General features: G+C 74.2%; 1 protein-coding gene (only partly in view). It reads left to right on the forward strand.

This entire window lies inside a single protein-coding gene on the forward strand: locus Aru02nite_RS22015, encoding a DUF6528 family protein (RefSeq protein WP_203660675.1). The 118,716-nt coding sequence extends 27,251 nt beyond the window's left edge and 72,028 nt beyond its right edge, so the window shows coding positions 27,252-46,688, spanning codon 9,084 (partial) through codon 15,563 (partial); the first complete codon in view begins at position 2. The start codon and the stop codon both lie outside this window.

Here is a 19,437-nt window from a genome sequence, read left to right on the forward strand (position 1 = left end):
GGGCGAGCGGCCGACCCCGGCCGAGATACCGACGACCGGGCCGGACGGTACCCGGGTGCTACGGGGCGACGCCGCGGTGGCGCACGTGCGGCGCACCGCCGGGAACGGCCGGGTCGACTCCGGCTGGTCGCTGCACGCTCCCGGTACGGCCGAGGCCGAGGCGGCCTCGCGGTCCGGCGCGCTGCCCGGCCAGCGGTCGGTCCACGTGCACCACCGGGACGGCCTGATCCTGGTCGACGGGGTGTGGGTGCCGCCGGTGGAGTTCTTCCTCGGCCTGCGGCCGGTGGTCGACGCCGAGATCGCCGGCAGCGCCGACCTGACACGGGAAACCGCGCGTGTCTTCGTCGCGGGTTGTGACAGCGCGGGTCTGGTCGGTCTCGGTCGCGAGATGCTGGACGTCGCCGTCGGCGGTACGTCGGACCTGGGCTGGATCAGCGCCCTCACCGGCGAGGTCGTCGTGTCGGCGGTCGATCCCGCGTCGGAGAGCATGTTGCCCGACGTGACCGGCCACGTCGTGTGGCAGGACCGGTCCGGAGCGGAGACGACCGCACCGAGTGCCGTGCCGTCGGAGCCGGCGCAACAGACCTGGGTCCAGCTCGACACGCCGCAGCAGCCGGCCGAGATCGAGCGTTGGCTGCCGACGGACGAGGCGGACGCGCAGACGCGCAGAGCCGAGATCGCGGCGGCCTTGGCGCCCCTGTTCACCGAGGAGATCGACGGGCGGTCGGTGACCCCGGTGGACTTCCGGCCGGGCCCGGGCCGAGTGACGGTGTTCAGCGAGATCCGCAAGGACGGCGAGCGGATCGGCCGGACCGAGGACGAGATCCGGTGGATCGCGGACGGGTCGGGCGTCGAGATCCACCACCACGACATCCGCCTGAACGATGCCGAGCAGGGGCACGGCTTCGGAACCCGCCGGATGCGTAACCTGCATGTCAAGGCGCGGGCGCTGGGCATCGTGCGCGGCAGCCTCAACGCCGCCGACCGGGGCGCGTACAGCTGGGCGCGGTACGGCTACGACTTCGCCACTCCGGAGATCGCTCAAGGGGTGATCGGCCGGTTCACGCAGCGCGCGAACGAGTACGCGGAGCAGATCTGGCGGATGCGGCAGTGGGCCGAGGGCCGGCTGTCCGCCAGCGACGCGGCAGCGTACCGCCAGGTCTTCCAGGAGACGTACGGCGAGGAGGCCGATCCTCAGAAGGTCATCCTCGGCATGACGCACGAGTGGGTCGCCCTGACACGCGCGCTCAGCGAGGAGCCGACCGCGGAGCGGCTCGCTGCGGTCGACCGGCACGAGGGCGAGCGGAAGACCACCCACCGGCTGGCGAAGGACACCCTCCTCGAAGAGCCCTGGGAAGGCACGTTCGACTTCCGGAAGCTCGACCAGCCGGCGCCGGGCGACACCGGTACGTCCGAGGCCGCACCGAAGCCCGCCCCGGACAAGCCGTTCCTGATCGCGCTGGCCGAGGCGCTGGCCGAAGACGACCCGTACGACGGGGAGCCGGAGCCGGTCGGCGACACGCCGTACGTGAAGGTCGTGAAGTTCAAGACCGGCCTCCGCGCGATCCACAAGGACTACGGGATCCCCGACGACCTGGACCGGGACGAGCTCGCGGCGAAGGCCGCGAGGGTGTTCGACAGCCCGGGCGTGCCGGTGCACCGCATCAGCGAGACCGAGGCGTACCAGGAGTTGGCGGAGGGCGTCGACCCGAACGAGGAGCATCCCGACGGCGACTTCGTGCGGCACGGCTACCACCGGACCACGGCTGGCCGCAACCAGGGTGTTCTCGACCTCGTCCTCGGTGTGCTGGACCGGGAGTCGAACTGGGTCGTCGAGAAGGGTGCCGGCGAGCACGACGTCGTCCCCGAGAACACCAGGATCCAGTCGTACGACAGCGTCAACGTCCTCGACTGGGACGTGATGTGGCTGCGCGACAACCCGTTCGTGGCCAGTCTCATCGAGGTCGTCGGCCCGAACGAGGTCGTGTTCCGGCCGAACGACCTGACCCCGGAGTACGTCGAGCAGGTGCAGCGGGGACTGGAGGAGGAGCTGCGGCCGGAGATCGAGCGGCTGCGCGGCCCCCAGGCGTACGAGACGGCCATGTGGTGGTGGAACGGCCTCAAGGCGAACGCGCAGGGCGCCGCCGGCCAGACCGCCCGTGAGGCGATGACCGACGTCGTCGCCGAGCACTTCCCCGAGGTGCTGCAGGTCGGCAACGTCTACACCACCAAGGGCAGTGCGACCGCGGTCCTCGACGTACAGGTCGACGAGGAACTGGACCCGACGGCCGACCCGGTCGTCGCGCTGGAACCGTACCGGATCTCGGTCCGGATCCCGCGGCCGGACGGCGACGCGTGGAGCCCGGACCAGTTGCGCGCCCGGCTCGCCGCCGTCCTGGCCGGTCGGATCCACGAGGGTCTCGAACTGTGGCGCACCCGCGGCGAGGTCGTCGACCAGGCACCCCGTGCCCGCCGGGAAGGCCAGATCCGCGAGATCCTGGAGCTGGACCGACAGTTGCAGGGCGGCGAGACGGACCCGCAGCTTCAGTTCTGGCGGCTGGACCGGATGGCCAAGCTGGCGAAGGACGCCGACCCGGAGCATCGTGGTCGGTTGCTGGAGCTGATCCGGGGTGGCCAGTTCCCGCAGGCGTCCGGCCAGCTCGCCGACATCCTGGACTGGGCCGGCAACGTCGACCGCCAGCTCGACGACAGCACACCGCGCGTCCTGCCGATGGTGATCACGCGCGACTTCCGGCCGTACGGCCCGTCGTGGAACGTCTCGCCGTACCTGGCGGACGTGCTCGACCTGATCGCCGACCCCGAGCACTACGTGCAGTCCGGGCGGCCGATCCCGCAGGTCGACCCGGACTTCGCGGCGAGGCCGTGGCCGGCCGGCACCATCGAGCAGATCGTCGGAACCGTGCTCGGCCGTCCGGTCGCCGAGCGGCCGCAGCAGGATGGTGCCGCCGCCTGGCCGTTCCGGGACCCGGCCGGGAGCATGCCGGACATCCCGGGGTCGTCGACCACGCCGACGTCGTACCGTCCGGTTACCGATCCGTCCGGCGTGGACCCGTCGCTGTGGCCGTTCGGGTCGCCGGTGGCCCGCGATACGGCGACCGCGCCGACGGAGCCCACCAGGCCCGGCGGGGTCGCGCCGCGCGACCCGGCCACTGTCACACCGCCGGCCCGGCACCCGGCGGCGGACGAGCTCGAGGGGCTCGCCAACCAGCTCCGTGCCGCCCGCGGCGACGACTACTGGCGGGTCAAGCAGCAGATCGCCGACCTCATCCGGCGGTACGGCCTGACCGACCTGAACAACTGGCAGGCGTTGCTGCGCGGCTCGGACCCGATCGCGGCCGGCGACCTGTCCTGGGTTCTCACCGACCTGTTCGGCGCGGACGTCGAGGCGCTCTTCCCGCGGTCCGACGGGTCGGCGCCGCCGCCGATGCCGGCCGGCGTGCTGCCCTCGGTGTACGTCACGATCCGCGGTCTGTCCGAGGCGTTGATGCCGCCGTCCGACGGGGGCGGCGCCCAGCAGGACCCGTACTCGCGGCGTGCGCAGAAGCACCGGCAGGCGCAGGTCCGCGAGCTCCGGGATCTCTTCCAGGCCGTCTCGGACAGCACTCCGGGCGAGAGCGAGTGGCGCCGCATCGTCGAGCACTTCGTCACGACGATGCCGTCCGGCCGGCACCTGGAGTCGATCCTCAACAAGATCACCCGCGACCGGCGCGGCCGGGGGTACGCGGAGGAGGAGCCCGGCCTTCCGGCGCGGGAGGCGGACAACGCGACGTGGACCCGGCAGGCGCTGCGCCGCTGGATCCGGCAGGCGCACCGGCGGTTCGACTCGGTCGAGTGGCAGCCGAACGGCGACGCGCTGGTGGTACCGCGCGGCGGTGGCCGGCCGGTCGTGTTCACCGTGCGGCGGATCGGGCTGCACCAGCGGGCCGAGAACCGCCAGGGGCTGCGGTACAGGGACGGCCGGGTCGTGGACCAGATCGTCCTCGGCACCGGGTTCGAGCCGGGCCGCCGGTACGGCAACGGGATGACGCGCGGCGACTACCTGCTGCGGGTGGCGGCCACCCACGAGTGGACCGAACTGATGGGCCGCCGCGCCGGCAGCTGGCAGGTACGCGCCACCGAGCACCTGGCGCAGCTGTGGCACGACGCGCAGGGCCATGCCGTCCCCGATCCGCTGACCCCGGACGCCGACCCGACCCTCACCGTCCTCACCCCGCACGCCGAGGCGCACCGCAACGACGCGCACACCCTGGCCCGGTGGCTGCACCGGGCGATCGAACGCGACGACGACGAGCTGGCGCAGGACCTGGAGTACTGGCTGGGGCACACGGCCACGAACCTCGGGCTGCTGCCGGACCCGGTGCGGGCGTCCGATCCCGATCATCTGGCCGCGGTCGAGCATCGGCGCGGCATCGCCGGTCTGCCGCCCGCGGACCTGCGCCTGATCGACGAGCGGCTGGCCGCGCCGGACGCCCGGTGGCGCACGTACCTGCCGCCGGAGCGGCGTGCGCACGTGGCCGAACGGGTGGCGTCGGCCCTGTCGCATCTGGCGACGGTGTTCCCGCTGCACTACGACGGCGAGGTGCCGGTCCTCACCCACGCTGGCCGCACATTCCGGTTCGAGTCGCTGCCCGACCTGATCGAGCAGCTGGCGCGTGGCTCCGCGTCCGGCCTGCCGCTGGAGCTGGCCGCGATCCACGTACTGGCCGGGCAGCTCGTCGGGGAGCTCGGCGGCGGCACACCGGTGGAGACGACGACGGCCATCGCGCGGGCGTTCGCCGCGCGGTATCCGTCGCTCACCGATCCGGACGAGCGGCAGGAGTTGCGGGACCGGTTCACCCGGGCGGTCGCCGGCCTCGGCACCGACGATTTGCGCGCGCTGCTCGCCGAGCTGCCGCCGGAGGCCGGTGCGCTGAGTGCGATCGGCTGGTTCGACCTGGCCGCCCGCGGCACGGATGCGTTGCCGGAGCTGCACGGTGGCGTGCCGACGGCGGTGCCGGGGAGCGGACCGGCGGCCGTACCGGTGCGGCTGGCCGCCGAGGCGCTGGCCGCGGCCGAGGCATGGCGCGGCCTGGACGACGAGGCGATCGAGCGGGCGCATGCGCTGGACCAGGCGCGGTGGGAGCTGGAGAGCGCCACCGACCCCGATGTACGGCGCGAGCTCGACGATCGCATCGAGCTGCTGGAGAGCCGGCTGTTCCAGATTCCGCTGGCCGCACAGTTCGTGGCCACGGTGTACCGGCAGCGGCTGGACACGCTGATCGCCTGGCACGAGCGGTCGGGTCCGGTCGGGCAGCTGGCCGCGCGGCTGCTGCAGGCCGCGCGTACCGCCGGCGATGAGGCGCACCGGTTCCGGTTGGATCCGTCCCGGTCCGGGCCGGCGCAGATGACGGTCGAACGCACGCTGCGGGGCTACCAGGCGCTGCTCGTGCACGACCCGGACTCCCGGCCCCGCAGCGCCGCGCCCGAGCAGACCGTCGGGCCGACCGACCCGGCGTCGTTGTGGCGCGAGTGGACCGTGTTGCAGTCGCTGGCCGACTCCGTCGAGCTGGTCGCGGAGCGCGTCGAGCGGCCGATCGCGACCCGGCTGGGCGACGCGGTCGGCAGCGCCTCCGCCGCCCTCGACGTACTGCAGCAGCGGTTGCGGCTGGTGGCGGGGCAGCAGCGGGCCGACGACGAGCGTTTCGACGAGGTGATCGGCCGGCAGCTCGCGGTCCGGCAGATGCTGGCCGAGCTGCTCGGTACCGACCCGGTTGAGGCCGACCCGAACCGCGCCGACCTGGCCGACCAGCTCACGCTGTCGGAACGGCGGCTGGTGCAGCTGCGACGGCTCGCCGAGCACCGTACCGATGCCCGTGACGCGTTGGCCGAGCTGACCGCGATGGTCGAGCAGGTCGACGCGCAATGGCTCGCCGCGATACGCGACGCCGACGGCACGGGCAACCCGGCGCCGTTGGGCGAGTTCGTGGACCGGGTGGCGGAGCTGCTCGCCGCGGCCGACCGGTACCGGCAGGCGGAGGCGCGCCTGCAGAGTTCCGACGGCCTGCCTGCCGCGCCGGAGGCGCCACCCGCGGCGCCGGCGACGACGGCCGTGCCGGCGTCGTCGTTCGTCCCCGTGCTGGGGTCGTGGCACGCGGCCCGGAACGTGGTCTCGGCGAACGCCGCCGAGATGGCTGCGGCCCGCGCCTTCCACGGGAACTCCGTGTGGGAGGGCTACCTCGACCCGCGGTCCGACGGCCAGACCGCCGCGTTGGAGCACCTCGGCCAGCTCGCCGGCGCGGTTCCGGCCGGACACGCCGAGAACGGCCGCGACACCCTGCTGTACTGCCTGGACACCGCGATCGACCTGCATCGCCAGCAGATCCGGCAGTACACGGCGGTGCGGGTTCGGGCGGAGCGCGCCGGCGAGCCGGTGCCGGCCGGTACCGACGAGGCGGTGGCGCGGCAGGAGCTCGCCCTCCGCACGCTGATCGCGGCGCGCCGGGCGGTGCTCGACGACGAGATGTTCTGGTCGGCGTGGCAGCGGGCGGAGCGGACCCTCGACCGCGCCGTTCGCGCCGGTGAGGTGGCCGAGCGGGCGGGGATGTCCACCGCGGACACGCCGCCGGAGGCGCAGCCGGCGCGCCGGCTCGCGCTGCTCAGCCTCGACGCGGCACACCGCGCCGAGAACCTGCTCCGGGCGTACGACGAGGCGCTGTCGGGCGGGCCGGACGAGGAGCCGGGCGTGCTGTCCGCGTTGCGTGACGACGTGGGCGGCGACGTCGACCCGTTCGTCCGCCACCGCCAGGTGGCGCAGCTCGCCGTGCAGGCGTTGAACGCAGTGGACACGCCGAACTTCGCGGTCCGCGTCGACGAGGACGGCATGGTCACCGTCCAGCCGCGCCGTGGCGCGACGTTCCGGGTCGACGTCCGGATCGTCAGCCTGCCCGAGTCGGGCTCGACGACGGTGCACCCGCCGAAGGACGGCGACGACCCCGACCGGCCCGACGTGGTCCTGATCGACCACCACGCGGCCGACGGCGAGGACGGCACCCCTTCGTTGGAACGGCTGGGCAAGCGGCTGGTGCCCCTGCTCGCGGACATCGCCGTACGTCGCGCGCCGCGGCCGAACCCGTTGGCGCGGCTGGTCCGGCTCGGGCCGGCGGCGACGGACGCGGAGGCGGAAGGGATCCGCTGGCTGCTCCAGCAGTACCGGAAGATCGAAGCGCGGATCGCCGATCTCGCCGACCAGCGTGACGCGCTCGACTCGCGGTACGAGGACCTGAAGCGGCGCGAGTCGGCCACCGCGACCTGGCGGGACGAGCTGGAGCGGCAGAAGCGGGGCGAGATCGCCGCGGTCGACGCCGAGCAGCAGCGGGAGATCGCCGCCCGGGACGCGCTGTTGTCGGACGTGGTCGGTGCGCTGGGTTCGTACGGGGCGCTCGCCGACCCGGCCCGCTTCGCGCACCTGCGCAAGACGCTGGACGATCCGGCGCTCGACACCCCGCTCGTCACGATCCGGCAGGAGGGGACCGTCGAGCTGGCGTGGCCGGAGTCGGCCATCGAGGCGCCGGCCGAGCCGGAGCCGGCGCCTGCGCCGGCCGGCCCCCAGGTCGCCGCCGCACCGGCTGTTCCGGAGGCGGTTGTCGCGCCGGCGGAGGAGGCCCCGGCTGCGGCCGTTCCGCCGGCCGGCGAGGACCCGGCCCGGCGGGCGCAGGCGAGCGTGTACGTGGTGTTGCCCGCGATCGGACAGGCGACCGGTACCGAGCTGAGTCTGGGGCCGGACGGGCTGGTCGTCACCGACGCCGGCACCGTCACCACGGTTCCGGTGGACGACGTGCTGGCGACGCTGAGGCCGATCGAGGACGCGGTCGAGCGGCAGGCCGCCGCGGCGGTACTGGTCGGTCGCAGGATCGGCGCCGTCCTCGGACGGCGCGCCGACCCGAACGTCGTGGCGCTGGAGACGCTGGTGCGCTGGCGCGCCAGTTTCGGCGGGGGCACACCGCAGCTCGACGGCTGGATCGTCGACGTCGCCGACGACCTGTACGGGCTGGGTCTGGTCCGCCACGACGACCTGCCGCAGGCGGTCCGCGACGTGCTCGGCCAGATCTACACCCCGCCGCGGTCCGTGGCGAACGCCCCGTTCGCCGACGGGTTCGGTCCGACGACCGTCCTCGCCGATCCCGAGACGACCGCCGACGCCGCCCAGCGGTACGTCCTGCCGGCGCTGACCGCGCTGGACGACGTGGTCGCCGCGTGGATGCCGACCGTCGACGCGATCGTGGTCGCCACCGTCGACGGCGAGCACCACCAGATCCCGGTGCAGCTGCCGCCGGACCGTGCCGGGGTGTACGGGCAGCGGCTGCCGGCCATGCTCGCCGAGTCGGTCGGCCGCCAGCTCGGCCGGGCCCGGCAGACCGCCGACGACGACCCGAACGCGTACCTGCTCACCGGACCACAGTTGCTGGTACGGGTGCGCCAGCTGCTCACCGGGTGGGAGCGGGCCGCGGCGGAGCAGCGGCTGGCCGAGGTCGCGGGCGAGACCAGCCAGCGCAACGCGGACCTGCGCGAGGCGGGCAGCTCGCCCGCGTTCCTGCTCTCGCCGTACGAGGAGCACGTGCTGGCGGAGCTGGCAGCCCGGCCCGCGGACCGGGAGATGGCCGCACCGCACCGGAACCCGTCGAGGGACCGGCAGCTCGCCGCGGTCGAGCTGGCGCTGGCCGCGCTCGTACCGACGCTGCCGGTGTCGGTCGTCCGGTGGGTGGAGCTGCGCCCGGACGGCCGGATCGGCATCACCTGGCCGGACGGTACGACCGGGGTGGCCACCGCGCCGGCGGTTCCTGTGGACGGTCCGGTCGTCGGTAGCCCGGCCGGCCGCGAGCGGGACGTGGACGCCGCGTTGGCGGTCCTCGGACCGTGGCTCGCCGGGCAGATCGCCGCGCACATCGGCGAGCCGGCCCACGTCGTCGAACTGAACGCACTCGGGGAGCGCTGGCACCGCCTCGACGAACGTGCGTTGGTCGCCGGCCGCCTCGGGCCGATCACCGGCGTGTACGACCGGCTCCGGACCCGGGAGGCGGAGTACCGGCGCGTCGCGGCCGACGGCGCGCTGCTGTCCGCGGTCGGCTCCGCGCCGGAGCGTTCTGGGCTGACCGAGGCCGAGAGCCAGCTGTACGCCAGCCTCGGCGATCCGGGCCTGATCGCCGACATGTCCGCCGCCGAGCAGGCGTTCTGGCAGGCACTCGGCTCGGTGACGATCGACGAGCAGGCGGCCCTGGCGACCGCCGCCGCCGACACGCTCGCACCGCGGATCCGGGCGGTGGAACACCAGCTGTGGACGCTGTCGGCGACGACCGGGCTGACCGGGCAGAGCCTGGCCGAGGTCACCGCGGAGCGGCGCGCCGTCGAGGCCGCGCTCCGCACCGCGGCGCGCCGCGCCGGCGTACTCCCGGGACCGGACGGGACCGTCGCCGATCCGGCCGCGCTCCGGGCGCTGCCGGACGGGCTTCGGGACCTGATCGGCCGGCTGGGCCGGGACCGGTCACTGGGCGAGCTCACCGGTACTCCGGACGTGGTGGCGGAGCAGGCGCTCACCGACGCGGTACGACTGCTCACCGGGCCGGGCGGGCTCCGGGCGGAGCAGCTCGCCGACGGCCGGGTGCACGTGGTCGCGGCCGACGGTGTCGAGCTGACCCTCGACACCGCGGACCTGGTGGGGACGGCGCGCGCCGACCTCGCCGCCGGCAGCCTCACCCCGCCGGGGGCGCTGGCGTGGCTGCTGCGGCTGCTGGGCCTGCGGATCGCGGCGGCGCACGCCCAGGCCGGGGCCGCTCCCGCCCTCGACGCCCGGGTGGTGACGCTGCACGGGCTCGGCCGGTGGCATCTGCTCAGCCCAGCGACAGTGGACCGCGCCGCCGCCGAGACGGAGTTCGCGCACGTACTGCGGGCCGGGCTGCCCGATGCGGCCGCCGAGCTGCTGTCTCCGCCGGCCCGTGCGCTGCGGGCCCGGATCGAGGCCCGTGCCGCCGGCCGGACCGTCCCGGACGTGGGCGCGCCGCTGGGCTCCGACGCGTACGTCGCGGTCGCCGGCGGGCACGCCACCGACGCGGAGCTGGCCGCCACGACCGGTGCGGCGACCGGCGCCGAGACGGCGGGCTACGAGGCGTTGCGCTGGGCGCTGTCCGAGCTGTCCGGCGCGGACGACGGCGCGCTGACCGACCGGCTGACCCTGCTGGCCAACGGCCGCGTCCGGGCGGACGGTCCGCTCGGCCGGCGGGGCCTGCGCCGCCGTACGCAGGTCGAGTTCGATGTGGACCTCGGCGGGCTGCCGGCCGACGACGCCGCCCGCCGCGCCGAGGTTGTCGTCCGGGTGGGTCGCGCGTTCGCCGCCGCCCGGCACGAGTTGCTGCACGGCACGCGCAAGCGTCCCGACATGCTCGTACCGCTGCTGCCGTACCCGCGGAGGGCACCGCTGAGCGTCGGGGACGCCGCGCACCGCGGATCCCGGCTGGCCGCGGCCCGGATGCACGACCGCGTCGACCCGGCCACCCGCCAGCACCTCCAGCCACACCTGCGCGCGCCGGAGATCGTCGACCCCAACGTGGCCCGCCGGTTCGAGAAGGGCGTGGACGCCGGGACCGCGGACCTGCTGCACGACTACAACCGGCCCGACGAGGTACGCGGCGCCGAGCTGGACCGGCTGGAGGCACTGCTTCTCGGCGACCGGACCCCGGGGATGCTGGTCGAGAAGTTCCCGATGGCCGCGACCGACCGGGACGTGCGGGTCGACGCAACCCAGGTCGAGGGGCCGGAGGACCTGCACGCGCGCCGGGTCGACCAGGGCTGGCTGCGGATCTTCCCGGACCACGCGCTGCTCGGCTCACTGCGTCGTGGGGGGAACATCACCGAGGGCATCCGAGTGATGCCGACGACCGGCGTCGACCTGCCGCCGGGCCAGCTGTTCCGGTTCAGCCGCTCCGCCACGCACTGGCGGATCCCCGGCACCTATCGCGTCGAGGTGGCGCCGGAGGTCGCGCAGCTGCCCGCGGAGTACGTGCGGCAGCGGTTCGCCGAGGCGGCCCGCGAGATCCTCCTCGACTTCTACCGGACGCCGCGCGCCCCCGTACCGCGCACCGGCGTGCTCGTCGTTCGGGACGCGATCCTGCCGCTCGCCTCCGCGACCCCTGCTGCGCTGATGGGCGTCACCGGCGTACTGCCCTGGCTGGCGGTGGCGCCGTACCTGATCGCCATGGGCCTCACCTCGGTCATCGCGCCGCGCTCCAAGTACAAGATGGTCCGGGCGACGGCGGTCGCGTACGCGGACCGGTTCTTCGAGGAGCACTTCCAGTTCATCCGGCGGGTGCGCGAGCAGGACGTACTGTCCGAGCTGGAGCAGACCCGACGTGCCACCGAGACGACGCTCGACGGTGCCGGTCGGCGCGTGGCGGGCGAGGCTCCGGTGCTGCCGCCACCGCGTCCGAGGGAGATCGACCCGGAGCTGGCCGCCGCGCTGGTCGCCGAGCTGCCGCGGCCGGGCGACACGGTGCCGGCGCCGGACCTGCCGGAGGTACTCGGCACCGAGGTCGTGCGGCCCGGCGTCGTCCGGGTCTACCTGCGCAACATGGCCGATCCGCGCCGCGCTCCGGCCGGCATCAGCACCGAGCGGCTGGCCACGATGGCCCGGATGCACCTGATCAACCACATGGACGTGACACTCGCGCCGGGCCGCCCGAACCGCAGGCCGATCGTCGGGGAGATGGCGGCGACGCTGCGTCCGGAGGACGTCGACCTGAGTCCCGTCTCCGGGGACACCGAGCACTCCTACACCGTGTACGTACCGGTCGACGTGGCGCGCGCGCCGCGGGCCCGGATCGACGACGTGGTGGCGCACGCGGTCGCGCGGGCCACCCGGATCCAGCTCAGCCACCGCAACCGGCTGCCCACCGCGAGAATGCAGCTGACCAACTCGCTGCTCGGGTTCACCGCCGGCGGCGTCACCTGGGGCATCGCGGAGCTCGTGGCCACCGGCAACCCGTGGTCCGCCGCGGTGTACGCGGCGGGTGCGGCGGCCAGCGAGCTGGTCGACCTGACCGGCCTGCGGCACAAGGTGGCCGTCGCCGGCCGGAACGCCGACCGGGCGTACGAGGAGAAGGGCGAGGACCGGGACGACGAGATGGTCTCGGCCCGGTACGTCAAGGAGGCGGCGCTCTACCTGCGGCAGCAGAACCAGGCGCTGCTGGCGTTGGCCGACGACAAGACGGACGAGCTGAACGTCAAGCTCGGCCGGGTGACGCCGGACTCGATCAACGAGCACCCGCACTGGCCGAATATGCGCGCCACCGCACTCGGCCTGGAGCGCAACCTGCCGGCCGGGTTGGCGCGCAGCAGCCGGCTGCGCAAGCTCGTGGGCCCCGATCCGGTGGTGGAACTGCGGTTCCGGGAGATCGACCGGAGCCACGAGGCGGAACTGAACGGCGAGCCGCGCCGGGCGCTGTACGGCGGCTCCGCCGGCTCGCTCCGCCCCGCGGACCCGGACGCCCCCGCGGCCCCGATCGAGATCATCGCGGCCATCGCGGATGCGACCGCGCAGCGGCAGGGCACGTTGCGCCCGAAGCTGGCGATCCGCATCGTGCTCGTGCCGGGCGAGTTCAAGGGGCCGCGCGGGCACCGCACGATGGAGGTGCACGACAACGGCACCGTCTTCGTCGCGGTGCCGAAGAGCGCGCTGCCCAGCGAGGTCATGGCCGACATCGACCGGCTGGTCAACGGGATCATCAACCTGTTGGAGCGCAAGGACTTCCGACCGTACTGGAAGTACCAGTGGGAGATGGGTGGTGCGGCCGCCGCCATCGCCGGTGTGGTGCGGTCGGCGGGTGCGTTCGCGGCCGGGCTCGGTACCAACGCGCTGCCGGCGGCCGAGGCCACCGGCGCCGGCGGCACGATCGGCTCGTTCGTCGGCGCCCGCAACGCGCGGCGCTACTCGTGGCTGCGGGACGGCCAGCGTCGTCCGCTCACGTTCGACCAGGACGTGGAGTGGGAGGGGCTGCTCGCCAACACCAGCCCGGCCGCGATCGAGGCCGAGCTGGAGGCGCTCCTCGACGCGCTCGCGTACTACGACGACGCGATCGACTCGGGCCTCACCGAGCTGCTGAACGACCAGGCCGTCGGCGACGCCGCCCGGGCGGGGTACGACGCGATGACGGCCCGCCCCGGCGTGACCGAGGCCCTGCGCGGATCCCGGCGGCTGCTGGAGGACCCCGACGCGACCCTGCTCGGGCTGCCTGGCCCGAAGTTCCGGGACCTGCTCGGCATCACGAAGGTCACCCGGATCGACAAGGACAAGTACCGGATCTGGTTCGGCAAGGGGCGCAACACCCACAACGCGCTGGTCTCGATGGCGACGACCGACAGCGCCGAGGCCGCGACCCGCCTGGAGTTCATCGACTTCCCGACCGGTAACAAGTGGGTCATCGAGATGAGCTCGGCGGTCAGTGAGATCGACCGGCTGGTGGGCTTCGCCTCGCGGCTCGCCGAGATCAGCCTGCTGTCGCGCAGCGCCCGGCCGGCTCGGCCGGACACCTCGGTGTTCATGCGCAACTCGGCGGGTTCGATGGTGCCGTGGGCCACGGCGGTCTCCAGCGGGCTGGTCCTCAGTGCGCTGGCCCAGGGCGTGACACAGGCCTTGACGCTGGGCACGATCGGCGGCTCGCTCGCGGCGATCGCCGGCTACGCGGTCCGGGCACTGCACAACGGTCCCGCTGGCGCGTCCGGCATGAACGAGATGTTCGAGCACGACGAGACGGTCCAGCACAGCACGTTCAGTCAGGACCTCACGCCGTCGCCGGAGCGGCTCATCGCGTACGAGCGGCAGACCCGGGTGTTCGCCGAGCGGCTGCGGGTCAAGATGGCGATGGGCGACCTGCTGGTGCGGCTGCGCACCGCGGTCGGCGTACCGGACGGCACGCCGCTGGCCGCGGACAGCCCCGGGTTCCGGCTGGGCCCGGCGCCGACGCACGACGTGCACGAGCTGCCGCCGGTCATGTTCGAGTCGACGTCCCCCGTGTACGGGCCGCTTGAGACCGCGCTGGACGACCTGGCGGCGCGTTCCGACGGCGAGCCGGAGGACTGGGCGCCGGCCGTCGACGCGGTCCGTGCGGCGCTGGAACGCGCCACCGGTCGCCTGTTCCGTACCCACTGGCGCAGTGGTCCCGGCGAGCGCGGTCGTGCCGCGGTGCGCGCGGCGGTCGAGCTGGTGGACCGTGCGGTGGCCGCGACCTCCCCGACCGCCCTCGCGTACGTGCAGACCACGCACGCCGACGGCCGGACCGAGCTGTGGCGGGTGGCCGCGCACGGCGACCGGACCTCGGCCACGAGCCTGCGTACGGGGCGCTCGGTGCGGTCCGGTCGGCGTGCCGGCGAGGACGTGCCGCTCAACGCGCTGCTCGCTGGCGGGGTGCAACCGTTCCGGCCGGACGCGGAGCCCCTTCCGCCGGTCCGCCAGATCGACGTGCTCGTCATGGACGGCCCGGTCAGTTCGGTCGGCGCGGCGCCGGATCTGGTGGCGGCGCGGCGTCCGGGCGGCGCGGTGGTCGGACCCGACGGTCGGAACGTACTGGCGGGCGAGGCCGCGGTGGAGTACGTCCGTCGCGCGCTGCGGCAGGGGCGTGTCCCGGCGGGCTGGTCGCTGCACGCGCCCGGCTCGGAGGAAGCCCGGTTCGCGCGGGCGGTCGGGTTCAAGCCGGGCGAGCGTTCGGTGAACTTCCACCTCCAGAACGGTCTGATTCTCGTCTGGGACCGCTGGGTGACGCCGGCGGACCTGTTCACCGCGCTGCGCGAGGTGCTCGACGTCGAGATCGGGGAAGCCGACGACCTGACTCCCGACTCGGCGCGGGTCCAGCTGGACTCCTGCCACAGCGAACCGATCGTGGAGCTGGGGCGCCGGATGCTGGGCGTGGCGGTTGGTGGCGCGAACTCGCTCACCTGGATCAGCGAGTTCGGTGACCGGTTCGTCGGGCCCGCCGATCCGACGAACCGCAGCATGCTGCCCCGGCCGGCGCTGCCCGGCCGCGACGGCGAGCGGTACGGCATCGTCTGGGAGCTGCCGACCGGCGAGCGGTACCTCCAGCGGACCGACCTGCCGGCCGGGGTCAGGGACCGCCGGTGGATCGCCCTCGGCAGCCGGGATGCGGCAGCGCGGTGGCTGCGAGCGCTCCGTGGCGGGTCACGACCCGACTCCGGGCTGCCGGCCGCGACGAAGGCGTTCGAACAGCAGGCGCAGCGCAGCGGCCCGTCCCGGCGCGCGATGCTGGGCTGGATCGGTCTCGGCGCCGCGGCGGTGACGGTCGGCCTGCCCGGTGAGCGCAAGCAACCCGAGCCGGGGGTCGAGAAGCTCGCCCCGACGCCGGAGAAGGTGCCGCCGACACCGCAGGCGACGCCCAAGCCGACGAAGACGCAGCGCCCGCCGATGCAGTACCAGATGGCGGTGGCCGACCAGTCGGTCAACGAGATCCTCGTCTGGAACCTGCACGGCGCGCCGGCGACGCTGAACCGGAACGACGCCGCCTGGCGGTTCAGCCCCGGTGGGGGCTACTGGGCGAACGTGTCCGACGTGAAGTTCCGCGCGCTCGGTTCGGGCCGGCGGATCGCCCTGGTGGCGGCGTCCGGTGGCGCGGCGGGGATCGTCGAGTACAGCGGTCGCCGGCCTGACCGGTCCAACCTGCTGTGGGAGGCGTCGCCGGGCGCGAACCCGCACGCCATCGAGCGGGTACCGGACAACGGCGCGGTCGTGGTGGCCTCCGCCGAGGGCATGCTCACCGTGTACGGGGCGCCCAGCACCGACAACGTCGAGCAGCTGCGCGAGGTGCAGCGGATCGCCTTCGACGGTGCGCACGGCGTGCTGTGGGACACCAAGCGCAAGCTGCTGTGGGCGATCGGCAGGAACCAGCTCCAGCCGTTCCGGGTGACCGGGCGAGGTGCCGGGACCAAGTTCGTGCCGCACGGGAAGCCGTTGACGTTCAACGGTCTCGGCCACGATCTCGAACCCGACCTGACCAACCCGGACCGGCTGGTCGCCACCGCTACCCGTGGCAAGTACCTGGTGGATCTGTCGAAGCCCACGTTCACGATCACCCAGACGGCGACGGTGCGCAGCGTCAAGGCGTACACGATCGATCCGAACGGCGAGCCGATGACGCTCGTCGGCAAGGGCGTCGGCGTCCGGGACTGGTCCAGCGACGTGGTCAGCCTCGGCAAGCGGACGTACAAGGTGCCCGGCGGGGAGATGTACAAGGCCCGGGTGGTGCTCACCGCGGCGCAGGCACACGAGACCGGGTGGGACATCGCCCCCGTCCCGCAGAGGCCGGCCGGTGCCAAGCCCGGCGCCACACCCACCGGGCCGCAGAAGCCGGCCACGCCGACGGCCACGTCGCCGAAGCAGCAGTCGGTCGCGCCGCTCGGTGCCGCGGTCGGGCTGCTGGCGGGACGCCGGTTCGCGACCTGGTTCCGGGGCGAGGTGAACGCCGCTCGCACCGACGTGGCACCCGCGGGCGGTGCGACGACGGTCGCCCTCGCGCCGGCGTCCGTGGACCCGATGCCGTCACTGGGTACCCCGCCGCCCCCGGCGGTTCCGGCGACGGGCGGTCCGGACGGCGCCGCACCGGCCGACGACATCGCGCACGTACTGGATGTGCTGCGGCGCGGTACGGTCGCGTCCGGCTGGTCGCTGCACCAGCGCGGGTCGATCGAGCACGAGTTCGCAGCGCAGGTCCAGCCCACCGAGGGTGAGCGGGCACTGCACTTCCATCACCGGGACGGCCGGATCCAGGCCGACGGTCGGTGGGTGGAGCCGGCGGCGGTGTTCGCCGCGCTGCGCACGCTGGTCGACGGCGAGCTCGTGAGCAGTACCGACCTGGAGCAGGGGACGGGCCGGATCCGACTGGTGGGCTGCGACAGCGCGGCGCTGCTCGACGTTGCGGGCGACGCGCTCGACATCACCGTCGTCGGTGCGGCGAGCCGTGCGGACGACGGCATCGAGACCTACGCGATGACGAGCGCCGACGGGCAGGTGATCGTCGCCGCGCTGGACCCGACGTCGGACCGGATGCTGCCGCGCCCCACCGACCCGGGTACGCCCGGCGGCGAGTGGGTCGTCCGCCACCGGTACGGCCAGCGGACCGTCGAGCCGTCCGCGGAGCCGGTACGCCGCCGGTCCGTGCAGTGGGTCAAGCTCGACGTCCCCGCCCGTCCGGGCGGCACGCCGCAGGGCCGGCGCGGGTTCCGGCTCCGGTTGCCGCGCCGGGTCAGGCCGGCCGCCGCCCACGAGGGTCTCGTCATGGGCCGCCGGGACGAGGCGGGCATGGCGCGGCTGGTTCGCCTGTCCGCGCGGGAGGAGCGCCTGCACGAGCGCCTCACGCAGGAACTGGCCACGGCCGGCGTGGAGCTCGTGCACGGTCGGCCGCACTCGGTGCCCGACCACACCGAGCTCGACTGGACCGATCCGCGGATCCCGGAGACCGCCCGCGCCCTGCGCACCGAGTACCTGGCGGTGAACCGGTCGGCGGTGCTCGGCAGTGCGTACCGGACGCTCATCGACGGGTTCCCCGGGCTGAGCGGCACGCCGGACCAGCCGGGCGCGAACTGGCTGCGCGGGACACCGACCGACGAGGTTCCGATCGACCACACCGGGTTGGCGCCGGGGGAGCACCGGCCGGGTGTGCGCGCCGACGGCAGGTTCCGCGGCGTGGTGCTGCTGGCACCGGAGCAGCGGGGCAGGTTCGGCCGGCTGTCCGGCAGCCCGGTCGCCGTGTACGCGGTGGTCGAGGAGCCGGCGAACGGTGCGCTGGTGGACGTCGACTGGAGCGTCGACGTGACCGAGGCCAGGGTCAGGCTGTCGCCGCGGCTGCGCCCTCAGGAGGTCGCGCACGAGCTGGGGCGCGCGCTCGCGGACGCGATGGCGGCGCGGCGGTCGGGGATGGCGCGGCTGCGTGACCACTTCCCGCTGGCGAGCGTCCCGGCGGTGGCCGGGTCCGCCGGTGCGGCCGTCGTCGCGGCGGCGGAGGGCGCGGGTCTCGCGGGGGCCATCCCGACGCTGGGTCACTTCCTGCTGTGGGGCGGGGGCGTCGGAGCGGTCGTGCTGTACCAGCGGATGCGCGACCGGCTCTCCATGGGCCAGCGGCAGCAACGCGAGAACAGCCGGACGGCCCGCCCCGTGACCCGTGCCGACCTGGCGGCGGCCGCCGAGCGGTGGGCGGACGACGACGAGGCGGCGACCGGTACCAGGCCGCAGCCGGTCGTACGGCCGGTCCGCCCCATGCCCGAGCGGGACGCGGACTGGAGCGAGGCCCGCAACGCCGCCCAGGACGTACTGGACGACCTGGTGGCCGGCATCGCTGCCGGCGACGTGCCCGACGCCCGCTCGGTGGAGTACGAGAACGGCCGGCTGGTCGTCGACCTCGGCACGCGGCTGCGCGGCGGCACGGTCGTCGTGGACGAGGTCGTCATCGGTGACTTCGACTCGTCGTTCGTCGTTCCGGTGGACTACCGGCCGGGCGTGGGGCATCCGCGCTCCGCGCCGGTGCACTACCGGATCCAGATCGGCCTGCCCGAGGCCGCCCGCCGGTGGAGCGAGGGCGAGTCCGGGATCGGCGTGGACGGCCGCACCTTCGATCCGGCGCTGGGCCGCGCGGTCCTTCGCGCCGAACTGCTGCGGATGGTGGGCGAGGCGGTCGACGACCGCAAGCAGTTCTTCGCCCGGGTGCCCGGCATCGCGGTCCCCGCGGTCCGCAACCTGCTGGCACTGCCCGGATCGATCGTGCTCGCCGAGGCGGTCGGCCGGTTCCTGCTGCACGACCCGGCGCTGGCGGACATGTTGGCCGCCAGTACCGCCGGATCGGTGACGGCGATGGTGCCGGTCATGTGGCGCTACATGTTCCAGCGGCATGCGGCGAAGGAGATCCTGAAGGGCCAGCAGGAGACGCAGACGGACCGGCCGGGTGGCGGTGACCGCGGCAAGTCGGCGGGCAAGGTCGCCGAGCGGGCCATGCGGCTGAGCGAGGAGGCCGAGAAGGTCTCCGAGCAGATCCGGGAGAGGCGCCCGGGTGGGTTGGCGTCGAGCGGCGAGCAGGTCCTGCCCTACGCCGTACCCAGCGCGTACGGGGTGGTGCTGGACTCGCTGCAGGCGCTGGCGGAGTCGGGCCAGGTCAAGGACATCGAGTGGGAGCGCTCCCGCTACCGGATCACGTTCAAGCTGCGGCTGCGGCGCGGCCCGCTGGCGTGGCGCAAGGTCACCCTGACCCTGGCCGAGAAGCGTCGGGAGCCGGGCAAGGCATGGGACGGCACGGCGGTACTGCCGCGTCTGGCCCGGGTGGCCGACTGGGATCTGTTCGTGATGCGGGACAGCACGGTGTCGGCCGTCGATCGCGGCGCGCGGCGTGCGCTCGCCGA

Source organism: Actinocatenispora rupis (genome assembly GCF_016861975.1).
GTDB lineage: Bacteria > Actinomycetota > Actinomycetes > Mycobacteriales > Micromonosporaceae > Actinocatenispora > Actinocatenispora rupis.